Below are 15,910 nucleotides of genomic sequence, written 5' to 3' on the forward strand. Positions count from 1 at the left end.
CTCGCCGCCGGCAGCCCGCTGCGGGCGCTGGCGCTCGCCGGGGCGCTGGAGCGGCGGCGCGAGCTGTTTCGGGCCTTCCTCGATCTGGCCGCCGGCAAGCTCGATGCGGTGCGCGCCGCCGAGCGCTTCCTCGCCGGCGGCGCACCGGCCGAGGTCGCCGGCTGGCTGGCCGGCTGGCACCATGATCTGCTGCGCCTTACCATGGCCGCCGGCAGCGCGCCGCTGACGAACCCCGACTACGCGGCCCCGCTCGCGACGCTGGCCGCCCGCGTCGCGCCGCAGTGGCTGGTCCTGCGCTGGGACGCGGTGCTCGCGCTGCGCGCGCGGCTTGCCACGCCGCTGAACGCGCAGCTCGCGTTCGAGGACTTCTTCATCGACTGGGCCGGCGCCGCCGCCCGCAGGGGCTGACCCGATGGGAATGGAACCGACACGCGGCAATGCCGCGGCCGCCTCCAAGCAGGGCGTGATGTCGATCGCGCTGCGCGACCGCAACCAGCTGCTGCAGTGCTTCATGCCGTTCCTGAAGCACGGCGGCCTGTTCATTCCGACCGACAAGCCCTTCGAACTCGGCGACGATGTCTTCCTGCTGCTGACCCTCATGGACGAGCCGACGCGCTATCCGGTGACCGGCAAGGTCGTCTGGCTGACGCCGAAGACCGCGATCGGCGGCCGGCCGGCCGGCATCGGCGTGCAGTTCGCCGGCATGGAGGCGCCGACCGTGCTGAAGAAGATCGAGACCTACCTGGCCGGCATCCTGACTTCGGACCGCACCACCTACACGCTGTGATCGCTGACGGGCACCCGCGGCCCGGCAGCGGCGCCGGAGACCGCACATGCTCGTCGATTCCCACTGTCACCTCGATCGCGTCGACCTGCGCCCGTTCGGCGGCGAACTGGCCGGCGTGCTCGATGCCGCCGCTGCGGCCGGCGTCGGGCACCTGCTCTGCGTCGGCATCGCGCTGGAGACCTGGCCGGCGATGGTCGAGCAGGTCGCACCGTTTGCGAACGTCTCGCTGTCGGTCGGCGTACACCCGAGCGAGGACGGGCGCGAGCCGCAGGTCGCCGAACTCGTGCGGCTGGCGCGCACCACGGCGCGCGTGGTCGCCATCGGCGAGACCGGCCTCGACTACCACTACGGCGCCGAACGCGGCGATCTGCAGCGCGCGTGGTTCCGCACCCACGTGCGCGCCGCCCGCGAGACCGGCAAGCCGCTGATCGTGCACACGCGCGAGGCGCGCGCCGACACGCTGGCGATCCTCGCCGAAGAGGGCGCGGCCGAGGTCGGCGGCGTGCTGCATTGTTTCACCGAGGACTGGGACATGGCGGCGCGCGCCGTCGATCTGAACTTCCATGTGTCGTTCTCGGGCATCGTCACCTTTAAAAGCGCCGCGCAGATTCAGGAAGTCGCGCGCCGGCTGCCCGCCGAACGCATGCTGGTCGAGACCGACTCGCCGTATCTGGCACCGGTGCCGCACCGCGGCCGCAGCAATCACCCGGCCTGGGTGCGCGAGGTCGCGGCCTTCGTCGCAAAGCTGCGCGGCGAACCCTTCGAGCAGCTGGCGGCGACGACGACCGGCAATTTTTTCAGGCTGTTTCGCGATGCCGTGCGCTGAACGCCCGGCGCTGTCATGAAGCGGTAAACTCCATGCTCGCTGCCGCGGTTCTGACGCGCATTGACGGAGAGCCCCGCTTCATGATTGCCGAGATGACCGCTGACACGAACGGCGGCACGAACGCCGGAATTTCCGGCTCCGGGCTGCTCGCGCGCATCCGCACGCGGCTGGCGCTTGCCCCCGATCCGGCGAGCCTCGGCGGCGACCACGCGGTCGCCGGCCTGCCGCGCCCCGAGCGCGTGCTGACGCCGGCGGCGGTGCTGGTGCCGATCGTGCTGCGCGCCGAGGGGCCGAGCGTGCTGCTGACGCAGCGCACCGAGCACCTGCTGAACCACCCCGGCCAGATCAGCTTCCCGGGCGGACGCAGCGAAGCCGAGGATGCCGGGCCGGTGGACACGGCGCTGCGCGAGGCCGAGGAAGAGATCGGTCTGGCGCGCCGGCACGTCGAGGTGGTCGGCTTCCTCGACCTGTACCAGACCGTCACCGGCTTTCTGGTGACGCCGGTCGTCGCCTTCGTCGAGCCGGGCTTCGCGCTGAGCCTCGACGCCTTCGAGGTCGCCGAGGCTTTCGAGGTGCCGCTCGCCTTCGTGCTCGACGCCGGCAACCACACGCGCGGCAGCCGCCTCGTCGATGGCCGCGAGCGGCAGTTCTACGTGCTGCCCTACCAGGATCGCTACATCTGGGGCGCGACCGCGGCGATGCTCGTCAACCTCGCGCACAAGCTCGCCCCGGACGACTGATCCGGGGCCGGCTTCAGGCCAGCCCGTAGTGCGGGCGCAGCTCGCGATAGACCAGGCCCGAGATGTCGCGGATCGCGTCGCCGCGCGTGTGCATGAAGCGTCCGTAGCTCGCACTCGGCGTGCGCCGCTGCACGATGCCGATGAACGCGTACGGCCACTGGCCGCCGGCCTGCGTGCGCGCGACGACGATGCCCATGTCACCGCAGAGCAGCGCCGTCGTGCCGGTCTTGTCGTGGATGCCGGTGCCGGGCGGGATGCCGGGTGCGCCGCTGCAGATGCGGTCACGATTCGGCAGGCCCATCACGCGCAGCAGCTCGCGCGCGCCCGGCAGACGCAGGCTCCAGAGCTCGCCGAGGAAGCGCGCGTGCGTGGTGCAGGCGATGCGGTTGCGGTAGGTGCGGCCGCCGGCCGGGATGTACTCGTTGATGTTCGCACCGCTGGCGATGCCGGGCGCGACGCGGCGCAGCGCCGCGACCACGCGCGCCGGCCCGCCGAGCGCGCGGATGAAGTGATTGGTCGCGGCGTTGTCGCTGTGCACGATCATCGCTTCCATCAGCGCCTGCTGCGAGCGGTCGTAGCGCAGCCGCCCGGCCTGCACCTCGGCGAAGAACGCGGCGGCGACGTAGGGCTTGACCATGCTCGCCGCCTGCATCGCCGCCGAGCCGTTGATCGACAGCAGCACGCGGCCGGACAGCAGGTCCTGCACGTAAAAGGCGACCGTCTCGCTGCGATCGAGCAGGCCGCGGCCGCGCAAGGCCTCGATGCGGGCGCCGACCAGCGTGTTCAGCAGCGGTGCCGGCGTACGCGGCGGCCGGGCGGACGGTGCAGGGCGGGCGCTGCGGCGTGGCGCGGCACCTCTTGCGGCTTGCGGCTTGCTGCTGCCGGCGGCTGCGGCCGGCAGCGGGGCGAGCAGCACGGGCAGGGCCGCAACGGCCGCGAGCAGGCGGCGGCGGATCGGATCAGGCTCGGACATGGCGGGACGGGTGTGCGGCGGAATGACCCCGGCAGTATGGCCAGATGCTCCGGCAGCGTCACCCCGGATGCGGCGGTCGCCGGTGCCGGGCCGGCGGGGCTGCGGTAGACTCCGCGGTCTTTTTCGGCGCCGGACGGGCTGTCCGCCGGCATCCATGGTCCCCGAACGACGCACAGCGCAGGGCGCGATGAACGACTTCCTCGACGAGATGAACCGGCGGCGCACCTTCGCGATCATCTCCCACCCCGACGCCGGCAAGACCACGCTGACCGAGAAGCTGCTGCTGTTCGGCGGCGCGATCCAGCTCGCCGGCTCGGTCAAGGGCCGCAAGGCCGCCCGCCACGCGACCTCCGACTGGATGGAGCTCGAAAAGCAGCGCGGCATCTCGGTGACCTCGTCGGTGATGCAGTTCCCGTATCGCGGGCGCATCGTCAACCTGCTCGACACCCCCGGCCACGAGGACTTCTCCGAGGACACCTACCGGACGCTGACCGCGGTCGACTCGGCGCTGATGGTCATCGACTGCGCCAAGGGCGTCGAGGAGCGCACGATCAAGCTGATGGATGTCTGCCGGCTGCGCGACACGCCGATCCTGACCTTCATCAACAAGCTCGACCGCGAGGGCCGCGAGCCGCTCGAACTGCTCGACGAGGTCGAGAAGGTCCTGAAGATCCGCTGCGCGCCGGTGACCTGGCCGATCGGCATGGGCCGCGAACTGAAGGGCGTCTATCACCTGCTCGAAGACTTCGTGCACCTGTACCAGCCCTCGAAGGACGGCCGCGTCAACGAGGGCGCGATCATCCCGGGGCTCGGTTCCGACGAGGCCGCCGCCGCGCTCGGCCCCGAGGTCATCGACGCGCTGCGCGAGGAGATCGAACTCGTGCAGGGCGCGGCCGATCCGTTCGATCACGGCGAATACCTCGCCGGGCGGCAGACGCCGGTGTTCTTCGGCTCGGCGATCAGCAACTTCGGCGTGCAGGAGATGCTCGACGGCTTCGTCACCCACGCGCCGGGGCCGCGCCCGCGTGCCGCCGATGCGCGTACGGTCGCGCCGCACGAGCCGGCCTTCACCGGCTTCGTGTTCAAGATCCAGGCGAACATGGACCCGCAGCACCGCGACCGCATCGCCTTCCTGCGCGTGTGCTCGGGCGTCTGGCGCGCCGGCATGAAGGCGCAGCATGTGCGCCTCGGCCGCGAGGTCAAGATCAGCGATGCGCTGACCTTCATGGCCAGCGAGCGCGAGCACGTCGATGCCGCCTGGCCGGGCGACATCATCGGCCTGCACAACCACGGCACGATCCGCATCGGCGACACCTTCACCGAGGGCGAGAAGCTCGCCTACACCGGCGTGCCGGACTTCGCGCCGGAGCTGTTCCGGCGCGCGCGCCTGCGCGATCCGCTGAAGATGAAGCAGCTGCAGAAGGGGCTGGAGCAGCTCTGCGAGGAAGGCGCGACGCAGCTGTTCAAGCCGCTGCACTCGAACGACCTGATCCTCGGTGCGGTCGGCGTGCTGCAGTTCGACGTGGCCGCCTACCGGCTGAAGAGCGAGTACGGCGTCGACTGCCTGTTCGAGAACGTTTCGGTCGCCACCGCGCGCTGGGTCAGCTGCACCGACGCGAAGCGCTTCGAGGAATTCCGCAACAAGTGCGCGGACAACCTCGCGCTCGATCACCACGGCGAGCTGGTCTACATCGCGCCGACGCGCGTGAACCTGCAGCTGACGCAGGAACGCTGGCCGGCGGTGAAGTTCTCGGCGACGCGCGATCACGCGGCGCGCTGATCCCGCAGCCCGGCTGCAGCCCGCCTTGCAAATTGCAAACGCCGGAGCCCGTCTCCGGCAGGCGCGGCTGCAGTCTGCGCGCACGCAGCGGCAAAAGGCGGGGCGGCAGCGGCTGCGTCGCCGGTGGCATCGCTCTTGCTCTTCCTGATCGCACGGCACCGGCAAACCGGGCAAGGGAGAGAGAGCGACATCATGAACACCCCGCACGCATGCGCAGGCAATCCGCAGATCGAACCGATGAACGTCTGGCCGCTGCCGGCCACCGCCTGGGTCGAGGCGAGCGTCATGGACGGCGAGCAGAGCATCGCCGTCATCTTCGATCCGCGGCCGTTCCTGGCCATGGCCTCCGAATCCGAGCTGGCGCTGCTTGCGCGTGCCCGCTGGAGCGGTCGCAGCATCATGCGCGCCGTGCAATGTCTGGCCCACGCCGGCGACGCCGAGCTGCGCCGCTGGTTCCGGCAGTTCGGTGACTGGCTCGACGCCGAGCACGACATCACGATCGACGGCAGCATCGATCCGCAGCTCGCGCTGCAGTGGCTCGGCACGCACCGGCCGCAGGTGGTGCCCGGCGTGCTGGCCGCAAGCCGGTCGTGGCTGCACTGAAGAGCCCGCACAAGCGCTTCCTTCCCCTGCCCGGACTCCGCCACCCGGCTGCTGCGACGCACGTTTCCCCGCGCGCCGTCCCGGTGGCATGCTGCACGCCTCGTCAGCCACGCGCGCAGGAGGCTGCAGCATGAACGACCTCACCGGCTATGCCGTCGGCTTCATCGGCCTCGGCCTGATGGGGCGACCGATGGCGCTGAACCTGCATTGCGCAGGTGCGACCGTCACCGTCCACAACCGCTCGCGCGCGCCGGTCGAGGCGCTGGCCGCCAAGGGCCTGCGCACCGCCGACAGCGCCGGCACGGCGGCTGCGGCCGGCGATTTCGTGATCCTGATGCTGACCGACACGCCGGCGGTCGACGCGGTGCTCGAAGGTCCCGACGGCGTGCTCGCCGGCCTGCGCCCCGGCGCGCTGGTCATCGACATGGGTTCGACCTCGCCGCTCGCGACGCGCGAGTTCGCGGCGCGCGTCGCCGAGGCGGGTGGCGAGTGGCTGGATGCGCCGGTCTCGGGCGGCGTGGTCGGGGCCGAGGCGGCGACGCTCAGCATCATGGCCGGCGGCAGCATCGAGGCGCTCGAACGGGCCCGGCCGCTGCTCGAACGGCTCGGTGCCCGGCTCACGCACGTCGGCCCGAGCGGCTGCGGCCAGATCGCCAAGACCGTCAACCAGATGATCGTCGGGCTGACCATCGGCGCCGTCGCCGAGGCGCTCGCGCTCGCCGGGCGCGCCGGCGCCGATCCGGCGCGCGTGCGCGCAGCCCTCGTCGGTGGCTTTGCGGATTCACGCATCCTCGAACTGCACGGCCTGCGCATGATCGACGGTGACTTCACGGCGGGCGGGCGCGTCAGCACCCAGCACAAGGATCTGCTGCAGGCGCTGGAACTCGCCGGGGCCGTCGGGCTGGAGCTGCCGGCGACGGAACTGAACCGCCGGCTGTACGCCGAGTGCATCGCCGCCGGCGACGGCGGGCTCGATCACAGCGCGCTGTATCGCCACTACACGCGCACCGCCACCACCGGTGGCGAGGGCTGAGGCCGATGTCCCGCGACGACGAAACCCCGACCGGGCGGCCGCTGCGCCTGCACGAACTGGCGGCGAGCGCGCTGTGGGCGCTGCTCGGCGTGCAGAAGGAAGCCAACCGCCGGCGCGACTTCGCGCGCGGGCGGCCCGGGCAGTTCGTGCTGATCGGCGTGATCGCGACCGTGCTGTTCGTGCTGCTGCTGATCGGGCTGGTGCGGCTCGCGCTCGGTCTGGCCGGCGCCTGAGGCTACAGCAGCCGGCGCAGGCCCTCGAGCGCCAGCCCCGGCAGACCTTCGAACCAGCCGTGCGCCGGCAGCAGCCGGGCGCCGAGCTGGCGGTACAGCCCGGCATCGAGCAGGCGCTGACCGAGTCCGCCGGCCGGCGGGCAGAGCCAGTACAGGCCGCCGGCCAGCGCGTACAGCGCCAGCGTGCCGGGGAGGTTGCGCGGATCGCCGAAGCTCAGCGCCGTGCCGAACGAGCGTTTCAGGCGCCGGCCGAGCAGATCGACGCTGTAGATCTCGTCGAGCAGCAGATGCACGACGAAGCCCGCGCCGAGGAAGCCCCCGGCCAGCCAGGCCGCTTCGACCGGCAGGCCGTACAGGCGCTGCGCGGCCAGCACGGTCGCGAGCGCGAAGGCCGCTGCGGCCGGCAGCGAATGCACGAGGCCGCGATGCACGGTCCAGCGGTTGATCGCCCCGAACACGCCATGGCGCAGCACGAGCCAGGCAGCGGCACCGGCCAGCGCCAGCTCGGCCAGTGACCAGCGCGGCGCCAGCGCCAGCACCAGCGCGAAGGCGCCGGCCAGCGCGACCAGGCTGAAGGCCACGCGCGCCGGGATCGAATGATCGAGATCGACATCCGGCAGCAGCGCGCCGATCGCACCGAGCGCGAAGCAGGCCGGTGCGTGGGCCGCCGACAGCAGGCCGATGCTGAGCAGCGCGCCGGCGCCGATGCCGCTTGCAGCGGTGCCGACGATCAGGTGGGTGCGGAAGTCGGCCAATTTCAGTGATTCCTCGCAGGCCGGCAAGGCAGCGGGCGCGGACCTCGCGGTCCGCGCCCGGCGGTTTTCGGCAGTGGGTCGGGATGAAACCGTCGCGTCAGCCCTGCTGCAGCAGGTTGCGCAGGTCGATCAGCGCGGCGTTGGCGCGGGCGATGTACGAGGCCATGACCAGCGAGTGGTTGGCGAACAGCGCAAAGCCCGAGCCGTTCAGGATCACCGGCGACCACACCGGCTCCTGCGTGGCTTCGAGCTCGTGGATGATCTGGCGCAGCGAGACCTGGGCGTTCTTGTTGGCGAGCACGTCCTTGAAGTCGATCTCGATCGCGCGCAGGAATTCGATCATCGCCCAGCAGTAGCCGCGCGCCTCGTAGAAGTGGTCATCGATCTCCAGCCAGCTGGTCTTGATCAGCTGCTCCTGCGGCGTCGGCGTCGACTGGCGGGCGTTCGGGTCGCCGGCGAGGTTGGTGTTGACGCGGATGTGCCCGACGCTGGCCGACAGCCGCTGCGACAGCGAGCCGAGGCGCTTCTCGACCACCGAGAAGTAGTCGCGCAGATTGTCGGCGCGCGTGAAGAACTGGCCGTCGTCGCGACGTTCGTCGGCGAGCCGGTCGAGGTAGCGGCGCAGCGCCCGGATGCCGTCGCGGTACTCGGATTCCGACGGCGGCAGCAGCCAGGAGTTGTTGTCGAAGTTGAACTTCGGCTCGGCCACCTGCAGGTCGACATCCTCGCGCGACTGCGTCTGCGCGCGGCTGAAGTCGTTGCGCAGCGAACGCGAGATGTCGCGGATCGCGGTCAGCACGCCGAACTCCCAGTTCGGCACGTTATCCATGAACACGCCCGGCGGCATGCGGTCGTTGCTGAGATAACCACCGGGCTTCTCAAGCAGCGTGTCGGCGACCTGGATCACGGTTGCCGTGGTCACGTAGCCGGCGACGAGCTTCTTCTCGTCGCCGCCGGCCATCGCCAGCGCGATCTCGCGCGGTTCGAACAGCGACGGCTTGCTGTCCCAGATCAGCCACAGCACGCCGACGATGATGACGTAGGTCGCCAGCAGCACGCCGGCGGCGTACAGGATGCCCCGCTCGCGCCAGGTGCGCGGGTGGTAGGCGTGGATCAGCACCGACAGCAGCGAGCGTGGCTTGCCGTCGTAGGAATCGGTCTTGCTCATGGATGAGTTCCCTGCCTTGTGCGTTCTTGTCGCAGCCGTTGCGACCGCGTCGGCAGCTCGGGAGTTTCTGGTGCCGGGCGGTCCGGCCGCTTCGGGATGGGCCGGCGCGCAGGCCGGCGTCGACGAAAAAGATAGCCCGGCCGGGCGGGAGCCGCGGCCGGGCGTGCGGGAGCGTCGTGCAGGCGGGGCGTCGCCGGGCTCAGCTGCCCTTCAGCTCGCGCCGGCGCTTGTGCAGGTGCGGCTCGGTGTAGCCGTTCGGTGTCTCGCGGCCGAGGAACACCAGATCGAGCGCGGCCTGGAAGGCGATGCCGTCGTAGGCCGGCGCCATCGGCCGGTACAGCGGGTCGCCGGCGTTCTGGCGGTCGACGACCAGCGCCATGCGCCGGAAGGTCTCCATCACCTGCTCGCGGCCGACGACGCCGTGGTGCAGCCAGCTGGCGATGTGCTGGCTGGAGATGCGCAGCGTCGCGCGGTCCTCCATCAGGCCGACATCATTGATGTCCGGCACCTTCGAGCAGCCGACGCCCTGGTCGATCCAGCGCACGACGTAGCCGAGGATGCCCTGGGCGTTGTTGTCGAGTTCCTGCTGCAGCTCGGCGGCCGACCAGTTCGCCTCGGCCGTGACCGGCGGCGTCAGGATCGCATCGAGGCTCGCACGCGGGCGGCTCGCCAGTTCGGCCTGACGCGCGGCGACATCGACCTGGTGGTAGTGCATCGCGTGCAGCGTCGCGGCGGTCGGCGAGGGCACCCAGGCGGTGTTGGCACCGGCGAGCGGATGCATCTGCTTGGTCGCGACCATCGCCTTCATCTCGTCGGGCATCGCCCACATGCCCTTGCCGATCTGCGCGCGGCCGCGCAGGCCGCAGGCGAGGCCGATGTCGACGTTCCAGTCCTCGTAGGCCTTGATCCAGGCGGCGTTCTTGATGTCGCCCTTGCGGATCACCGGACCCATCTCCATCGAGGTGTGGATCTCGTCGCCGGTGCGGTCGAGGAAGCCGGTGTTGATGAAGATCACGCGCTCGCGGGCGGCGCGGATGCATTCCTTGAGGTTGACGGTGGTGCGCCGTTCCTCGTCCATGATGCCGATCTTCAGCGAGTTGCGGGCCAGGCCGAGCGCATCCTCGACGCGCCCGAACAGCTCGACGGCGAACGCGACCTCCTCGGGGCCGTGCATCTTCGGCTTGACGATGTACATGCTGCCGCGGCGCGAGTTCTTCAGGCGGTTGAGGCCCTTCAGGTCGCGGTACGAGATGGTCGCGGTGACGAGCGCATCGAGGATGCCCTCGGGAATCTCGGCCGCCCCGGCGCCGAAGAGCACCGCCGGGTTGGTCATCAGGTGGCCGACGTTGCGCACCAGCAGCAGCGCGCGGCCCGGCAGCGTCAGCGTCGAGCCGTCGGGGGCGGTGTAGGCGCGGTCCTCGTTCAGCGCACGCTCGACGCTTTTGCCGCCCTTGTCGAACTCGGCGGTCAGCGAACCGGTGATCAGCCCGAACCAGTTCGAGTAGACCAGCGCCTTGTCCTCGCCGTCGACGGCGGCGACCGAGTCCTCGCAGTCCTGGATGGTCGTCAGCGCCGATTCGAGCACGACATCCTTGACGCCGGCGCGGCTCTGCGCACCGACCGGGTGCTTGCGATCGAGCTGGACCTCGACGTGCAGGCCGTGGTGGCGCAGCAGGAAGGTCTTCAGCGCGCCGTCGGTCTCGATGTAGCCGACGAAGGCCGAAGGATCGGCCAGGGCGGTCTTCGTGCCATCGGCAAGCTGCGCGACCAGCGTCGCGCCGTCGCGCAGGTATTCGGTGACCTCGGCGTGCTTGCCGCTTGCAAGCGGCACGGCCTGGTCGAGGAAGCCGGCAGCGTAGGCGATGACCTTGTCGCCGCGCGCCGGGTTGTAGCCCTTGCCCTTCTCGGCGCCGCCGTCCTCGGGCAGCACGTCGGTGCCGTACAGCGCGTCGTACAGCGAGCCCCAGCGGGCGTTGGCGGCATTGAGCGCGTAGCGGGCGTTGTTGACCGGCACCACCAGCTGCGGGCCGGCAACCGAGGCGATCTCCGGGTCGACATTGTCGGTCGAGACCTGGAAGTCGGGGCCTTCGGGCAGCAGGTAGCCGATCTCGCGCAGGAAGGCGACATAGGCGGCGTGATCGTGCGGCTGGCCGCGACGCGCGACGTGCCAGGCATCGATCTGCGCCTGCAGCGCATCGCGCTTCGCCAGCAGTTCGCGGTTGCGCGGGGCCAGATCCGTGACGATGGCTTCCAGCGCCGTCCACCAGCCTGCGGCCTCGAGGCCGGTGCCGGGCAGCAGCGTGTTCTGGACGAGGTCGTGCAGGGGCTTGGCAACCTGCAGGCCGCCGATGGCAACGCGCTCAGTCATGTAGGTTCGTCTCCGGATTGAGGGCAGGGCTGCGGTCGTGCATACGGAGGGCACGACGGCGAGGCCGGGCATTTTCGCCGGCCGTAACGGCTTGTGCAATGCGCAATGTCCGCTGCCGTCCGGCCCCGGATGCAGCGGTGCAGTGGTCAGGCAGATTTAAAAAGCCTGTCACAGGCATCCCCGGTAATGCGGGGTGGCTCTGGTACGATGCGCGCCTTCATGTGGGGAGCAAGTGTCGTCGGGGCCAACGACGGCTTTCTGCAGGGGTGATGTGCGAGCAGGCCAGGGAGCGGCAAGGCGGGCCCGCGCGCATTGCCTCGCCTCGCCTTATTCCGGATGGTCCGGATTGCATGTGGGACTCAGGACTCGTGAAGGGCATTCTTCAAGAACATTCGGTGGTTGTCGAAGCGGTGCTGCGCACGCTCGACTGGCTTGCAATTGCCATGGCCGGCTGGCTGGCCTTCATGCTGCGCTTCGATGCGGCCGTGATGCCGGGTCCCTTCCAGCGGGCGATGATCATCGCACTGCTGGTCAGCATCGGCGTCTTCGGGCGCTGCAGCGTCTACCGGGCCTGGCGTGGCGAAACCCTGAACGGCGAGCTGCGCACGCTGCTGTGGGCCTGGTGCCTGACCTTCCTGATCACGATCGGTGCGCTGGCCCTCACCACGGGCCGCGACGAAGCGCCGTTTCCGCGCCTCTGGCTGATGCTGTGGTTCGTGCTCGGCTGCTGCCTGCTGACACTGCTGCGCGGCTGCCTGCGCCAGGTGCTGCGCCGGCTGCGCAGCAGCGGTCACAACACGCGCCGGGTGGTCGTGGTCGTGGCCGGTGAACTCGGCGTCAGCGTCATCCGCCGGCTGTGCGAGGCGCGCTGGACCGGACTGCGCGTGGTCGGCTATTTCGATGACCGGCCGATCGAGCGCGTCGGCGAGATCGCCGGCGTGCCGAGAATCGGACGCATCGACGAACTGGCGGCCTACGTCGAGGGGGGGCACGCCGATCAGGTCTGGATCACGCTGCCGTTCCGGGCCGAGGAGCGCGTGCGCGAGATCCTCGAGACGCTGCGTCACGCGACCGCCGACATCCGCATGGTGCCCGACATCCTCGGCCTGCAGCTGCTGAACCATTCGATGGGCACCGTCGCCGGCATCCCGGTCATCAACCTGTCCTCGACGCCGATGGTCGGCTTCAACCGCGTCATCAAGGCGCTGGAGGATCGCATGATCTCGCTGGCGATCCTGCTGATGATCGCGCCGCTGATGATCGCGATCGCGATCGGCATCAAGCTGTCGTCGCCGGGGCCGGTGTTCTTCCGTCAGGAGCGGCTCGGCTACGACGGCCGGCCGTTCCGGGTCTGGAAGTTCCGCAGCATGAAGGTGCATCAGGAGCACGGCGGCCAGGTCACGCAGGCGACGCGCGGCGATTCGCGGATCACGCCGTTCGGTGCCTTCCTGCGCCGCACCAGCCTCGACGAGCTGCCGCAGTTCTTCAACGTGCTCGACGGCAGCATGTCGATCGTCGGCCCGCGTCCGCACGCGGTCGCGCACAACCAGGAATACAAGGAACTCGTCGACAGCTACATGCGCCGGCACAAGGTCAAGCCCGGCATCACCGGGCTCGCGCAGGTCCGTGGCTACCGCGGCGAGACCGATACGGTCGACAAGATGAAGCTGCGCGTCGAGAGCGATCTCGAATACATCGAGAACTGGTCACTCGGCCTGGACCTGAAGATCATCCTGCAGACCATCTTCAAGGGGTTCGTGAATCCGAATGCCTATTGAACCGTCCACCACCTGCGCTGCGGCATGGATCGGCGAGGCGATGGGAGTACGGGGCATCGCATGAAGCGCGCCCTCGTCGCCGAATCTTCGGTCATGCGCGGCCTGCTGGCGCGCAGCCTCGATATCGCCACGATCGTGGCGAGCAGCTTTGCCGGCTGGTGGCTGGAGACCGGCAGCACCGGCTGGTTCGAAGGGGATTTCCTGCGTGCCGCCCTGATCGGGCTGCTGCTGACCGGCATCTGCTCTGCGCACTGGGCGGTGTACCGCAGCTGGCGCGGCACGCCGCTGCGCAGCGAGCTGGAGGCCGTGCTCGGTGCCTGGCTGCTGGCCGTGCTGCTGCTGGTGCCGGTGCTCGAACTGACCGGCGAGCCGGACGAATACGGCCGGCACTGGCTGCTGTACTGGGCGCTGTTCGGCACGGCCGGGCTGGCCGGCTGGCGGGTGCTGATGCGTCGCGCGCAGCGCTACGTCCATACCGGTGGTCGCGACGTGCGCCGCGTGGTGCTGGTCACCAACGGCGGCTTCGGATTGCAGATCATCGAGCAGCTCGCCACCGCACGCTGGGCCGGCTTCGAATTCGTCGGCTGGTTCGATGAACGCGACGGCGATGACGGCCGGATCAGCGCAGCGGCCGTGCAGCGCTGCCTGGGCCCGACCGAGCGGCTGGCGGGCTTCGTCGAGGACGGCAATGCCGACGAGGTCTGGATCGCGCTGCCCTTCCGGGCCGAGGCCAGGCTGCGCTCGATCCTCTGGAGCCTGCGCCACTGCACGGCCGACATCCGGCTGGTGCCGGACATCTCCAGCTTCCGGCTGCTGAACCATTCGCTCGGCGAGGTTGCAGGTCTGCCGGTCATCAACCTGTCCTCGACGCCGATGAGCGGCCGCAACCGCCTGCTGAAGGCCATCGAGGACCGCACGCTCGCCGGCGCCTGCCTGATCCTCGCTGCACCGCTGCTGCTCGTGATCGCACTCGGGGTCTACCTGACCACGCCGGGGCCGCTGTTCTTCCGGCCGGTACGCCTCGGCTATGACGGCCGGCCGTTCCGCGCCTGGAAGTTCCGCTGCGCGGTGCCGCACGCCGGCCGCAACCGCTTCACGCGCTTCGGCGTGTTCCTGCGCCACACCGGTCTCGAAGGCCTGCCGCAGCTGCTGAACGTGCTCGACGGCAGCATGGCCATCGTCGGGCCGTGTCCGCACGCCGCCGCCTACAACGCCCAGTACAAGGCACGGGTCGACGGCTACATGAGCCGTTTCAAGGTCAAGCCGGGGCTGACCGGCTGGGCGCAGATCCATGGCCACGACCAGCGCATCGAATCGATCGAGGACATGGAGCGGCGTCTGGCGCTCGATCTCGAATACATCGAGAACTGGTCGCTGGAACTCGACCTGCGCATCGTGCTGCTGACGGTCTGGCAAATGGCCGGGCGCGTGCTCGGGGGGCTGCGCAAGGCAGCCGCCCAGCAGATCCGCCACTAACGCCGCTGCCAGCGGCCGGCTGCGTCCATCACGTACTGTCCGTCAGCCGCGCCGGCCGTCAGCCGGCGGCCGGCGAGCGCCTGCACTTCGGCGAGCGGGCGGCCGTTGCGCTCGGCGATGTCGCGGTAACGGGCCATGCGCTCGGCGTTGACACGCTCGACCAGCGCGCGCGCGCCGGCATCCGGCGTGACCGCGCCGATCAGTCCGTCGGGCCGCTCGCCGACCCGGCCGGCCGCGAGGGCATCGGCCAGCGGTTCGGCCAGGACCGGCGGGCTGCCGGCGGCCAGCAGCACGCAGAGGGCGGTGACGGGCAGCAGCCGGCGGCGGTGGACGGGGCTCATGGACGGGACTCCTGCGGTTTGCGCGCCTTCGCGGCCGGCCCGAACAGCTCCGGGTGATCGCCGAAGGCGGTGTCGAGATCGCGATCGAGCTTCACGCGCACATCCTGCTGGATGTGCACGTTCAGGTTGATCTCGATCGGCTTGTCCGGTGCCTCGACCTTCACGGTCGGCGTGCAGGCCGCACCGATCGCCAGCAGCGCCACGATCGCGACGATCGGCGGCCGGTGCCGGCACGGGCTCGAAGGAAACACGGGGTTGCGCAGGATCATGGGTTCTCCCGGTCGGATGATTCGAGGCGCCGGCGCACGGTTTCGGGCAGCCGGTAGCTGTCCAGGCCCTGCTGCAGCAGACCTGCCAGCGCGCCGCTGAGGTTCAGGTTCAGGGCCACCGGATGGCCGCCGTAGGCCTGCGGATTGGCTCCCCGCACGTTCAGGCCGGCGGCCAGCGATTCCGCCCGCTCCCCGGCCAGCGTCAGGCTCAGGGATTCGTAGCGGAAATCGCGCAGCACATCGAGCACGAAGCCGGCCTGGCCATCGGCGAGCGCGGCTGGCGGCGTCGATGGCGTGTAGTGCAGCGTACCGGAGCCATCGCTCGCGAACTGTGCCTGCACGTCATGGAGGCCATCGGCTTCGAGCCGGGCCGCGAGGCTTCCGTTCAGCGTGCCGGTGCCGCCCAGGCCATCGACCGGCACGATTGCGAGCAGCCGGCTCAGATCGAGCCCGCGGGCGCTGGCGGCGAGCGGGCGGGGCGCCGGGCCGTCGAGGCGCAGCGGTGCCAGCTCCAGCCGGCCGCCGGCCAGCGTGAAGCCGGCCTGACGCACGCGCAGCTGCGTGTCGTCGAGCGTGAATTCGACCCGCCCGTCCTCGAACGGCAGACCGGCGTCGAGCCGGGCGATCCTCAGGGGCTGGCCGGCCGGGATGCGCAGCGGCCACAGCCGGTCGGCACGCAGCACGCCGTCGATGCCGCGGGCGCGCACGCCGCCGAAGCGCAGCTCCAGGCCGTCGATGCGCAGCTCGCCCCCGCTCCTCGCGGCCGCGCCGCCGCCCCAG

Annotated in this window: 17 protein-coding genes; 10 read left to right on the forward strand and 7 right to left on the reverse strand. The window is 70.4% G+C overall.

Annotated elements, in window-relative coordinates; genetic code table 11:
• From PKE44_RS06030 to PKE44_RS06045, 4 genes are all read left to right on the forward strand, one after another.
• A partial coding sequence (locus tag PKE44_RS06030) for a DNA polymerase III subunit delta' C-terminal domain-containing protein (RefSeq protein WP_324549059.1) occupies positions 1-408 on the forward strand: 408 nt, incomplete at its 5' end.
• Between the two features lie 10 nt (positions 409-418).
• Entirely contained in the window at positions 419-787 is a 369-nt protein-coding gene (locus PKE44_RS06035) for a PilZ domain-containing protein (protein ID WP_324549061.1), read from the forward strand.
• A 46-nt stretch (positions 788-833) separates the two neighbouring features.
• A complete protein-coding gene (locus tag PKE44_RS06040; protein WP_324549063.1) occupies positions 834-1,613 on the forward strand; it encodes a TatD family hydrolase in 780 nt (259 codons plus the stop codon).
• Between the two features lie 92 nt (positions 1,614-1,705).
• Positions 1,706-2,353, forward strand: coding sequence for a CoA pyrophosphatase (locus PKE44_RS06045; RefSeq protein ID WP_324549065.1), 648 nt, complete (start codon positions 1,706-1,708; stop codon positions 2,351-2,353).
• Positions 2,354-2,366: 13 nt separating this feature from the next.
• On the opposite strand, the gene PKE44_RS06050 is transcribed toward PKE44_RS06045, so the two are convergent.
• Positions 2,367-3,326 (reverse strand): serine hydrolase, encoded by a 960-nt coding sequence (locus PKE44_RS06050; RefSeq protein WP_324549067.1) that lies wholly within the window; start codon positions 3,324-3,326, stop codon positions 2,367-2,369.
• 187 nt (positions 3,327-3,513) lie between these two features.
• Here PKE44_RS06050 and PKE44_RS06055 point away from each other — a divergent pair, with 187 nt between their 5' ends.
• From PKE44_RS06055 to PKE44_RS06070, 4 genes are all read left to right on the forward strand, one after another.
• Positions 3,514-5,106 (forward strand): peptide chain release factor 3, encoded by a 1,593-nt coding sequence (locus PKE44_RS06055; RefSeq protein WP_324549069.1) that lies wholly within the window; start codon positions 3,514-3,516, stop codon positions 5,104-5,106.
• A gap of 192 nt (positions 5,107-5,298) precedes the next feature.
• Positions 5,299-5,709, forward strand: coding sequence for a hypothetical protein (locus PKE44_RS06060; RefSeq protein ID WP_324549072.1), 411 nt, complete (start codon positions 5,299-5,301; stop codon positions 5,707-5,709).
• 130 nt (positions 5,710-5,839) lie between these two features.
• Positions 5,840-6,742: an NAD(P)-dependent oxidoreductase gene (locus PKE44_RS06065; RefSeq protein ID WP_324549074.1), complete on the forward strand. Its 903-nt coding sequence runs from the start codon at positions 5,840-5,842 to the stop codon at positions 6,740-6,742.
• 5 nt (positions 6,743-6,747) lie between these two features.
• Positions 6,748-6,975: a DUF2970 domain-containing protein gene (locus PKE44_RS06070; RefSeq protein WP_324549076.1), complete on the forward strand. Its 228-nt coding sequence runs from the start codon at positions 6,748-6,750 to the stop codon at positions 6,973-6,975.
• A gap of 2 nt (positions 6,976-6,977) precedes the next feature.
• Here PKE44_RS06070 and PKE44_RS06075 read toward each other — a convergent pair whose 3' ends face one another.
• The 3 genes from PKE44_RS06075 to PKE44_RS06085 all read right to left on the reverse strand — a co-directional run bounded on the left by PKE44_RS06075 (position 6,978) and on the right by PKE44_RS06085 (position 11,266).
• Entirely contained in the window at positions 6,978-7,730 is a 753-nt protein-coding gene (locus PKE44_RS06075) for a metal-dependent hydrolase (protein ID WP_324549078.1), read from the reverse strand.
• Positions 7,731-7,827: 97 nt separating this feature from the next.
• Positions 7,828-8,898, reverse strand: coding sequence for a DUF2333 family protein (locus PKE44_RS06080; protein WP_324549080.1), 1,071 nt, complete (start codon positions 8,896-8,898; stop codon positions 7,828-7,830).
• A gap of 199 nt (positions 8,899-9,097) precedes the next feature.
• Positions 9,098-11,266, reverse strand: coding sequence for a malate synthase G (locus PKE44_RS06085; RefSeq protein ID WP_324549082.1), 2,169 nt, complete (start codon positions 11,264-11,266; stop codon positions 9,098-9,100).
• Positions 11,267-11,661: 395 nt separating this feature from the next.
• Between PKE44_RS06085 and PKE44_RS06090 the strand changes: the two genes are divergently transcribed.
• A complete protein-coding gene (locus PKE44_RS06090; RefSeq protein WP_324549084.1) occupies positions 11,662-13,044 on the forward strand; it encodes an undecaprenyl-phosphate glucose phosphotransferase in 1,383 nt (460 codons plus the stop codon).
• Between the two features lie 60 nt (positions 13,045-13,104).
• Positions 13,105-14,520, forward strand: a complete 1,416-nt coding sequence (locus PKE44_RS06095) for an exopolysaccharide biosynthesis polyprenyl glycosylphosphotransferase (RefSeq protein ID WP_324549086.1) — start codon at positions 13,105-13,107, stop codon at positions 14,518-14,520.
• On the opposite strand, the gene PKE44_RS06100 is transcribed toward PKE44_RS06095, so the two are convergent.
• From PKE44_RS06100 to PKE44_RS06110, 3 genes are all read right to left on the reverse strand, one after another.
• Positions 14,517-14,861: a YdbL family protein gene (locus tag PKE44_RS06100; protein ID WP_324549088.1), complete on the reverse strand. Its 345-nt coding sequence runs from the start codon at positions 14,859-14,861 to the stop codon at positions 14,517-14,519. The genes PKE44_RS06095 and PKE44_RS06100 overlap by 4 nt on opposite strands.
• On the reverse strand, positions 14,858-15,130 hold the full coding sequence (locus PKE44_RS06105; protein WP_324549090.1) for a YnbE family lipoprotein: 273 nt from the start codon (positions 15,128-15,130) through the stop codon (positions 14,858-14,860). The genes PKE44_RS06100 and PKE44_RS06105 overlap by 4 nt, the downstream gene beginning before the upstream one ends.
• Positions 15,127-15,910 (reverse strand): YdbH domain-containing protein (locus tag PKE44_RS06110; RefSeq protein ID WP_324549093.1); only part of this gene is annotated, 784 nt, incomplete at its 5' end. The genes PKE44_RS06110 and PKE44_RS06105, both read right to left, overlap by 4 nt.

Source organism: Plasticicumulans sp. (genome assembly GCF_035331805.1).
In the GTDB taxonomy this organism is placed as follows: Bacteria; Pseudomonadota; Gammaproteobacteria; order Competibacterales; family Competibacteraceae; genus Plasticicumulans.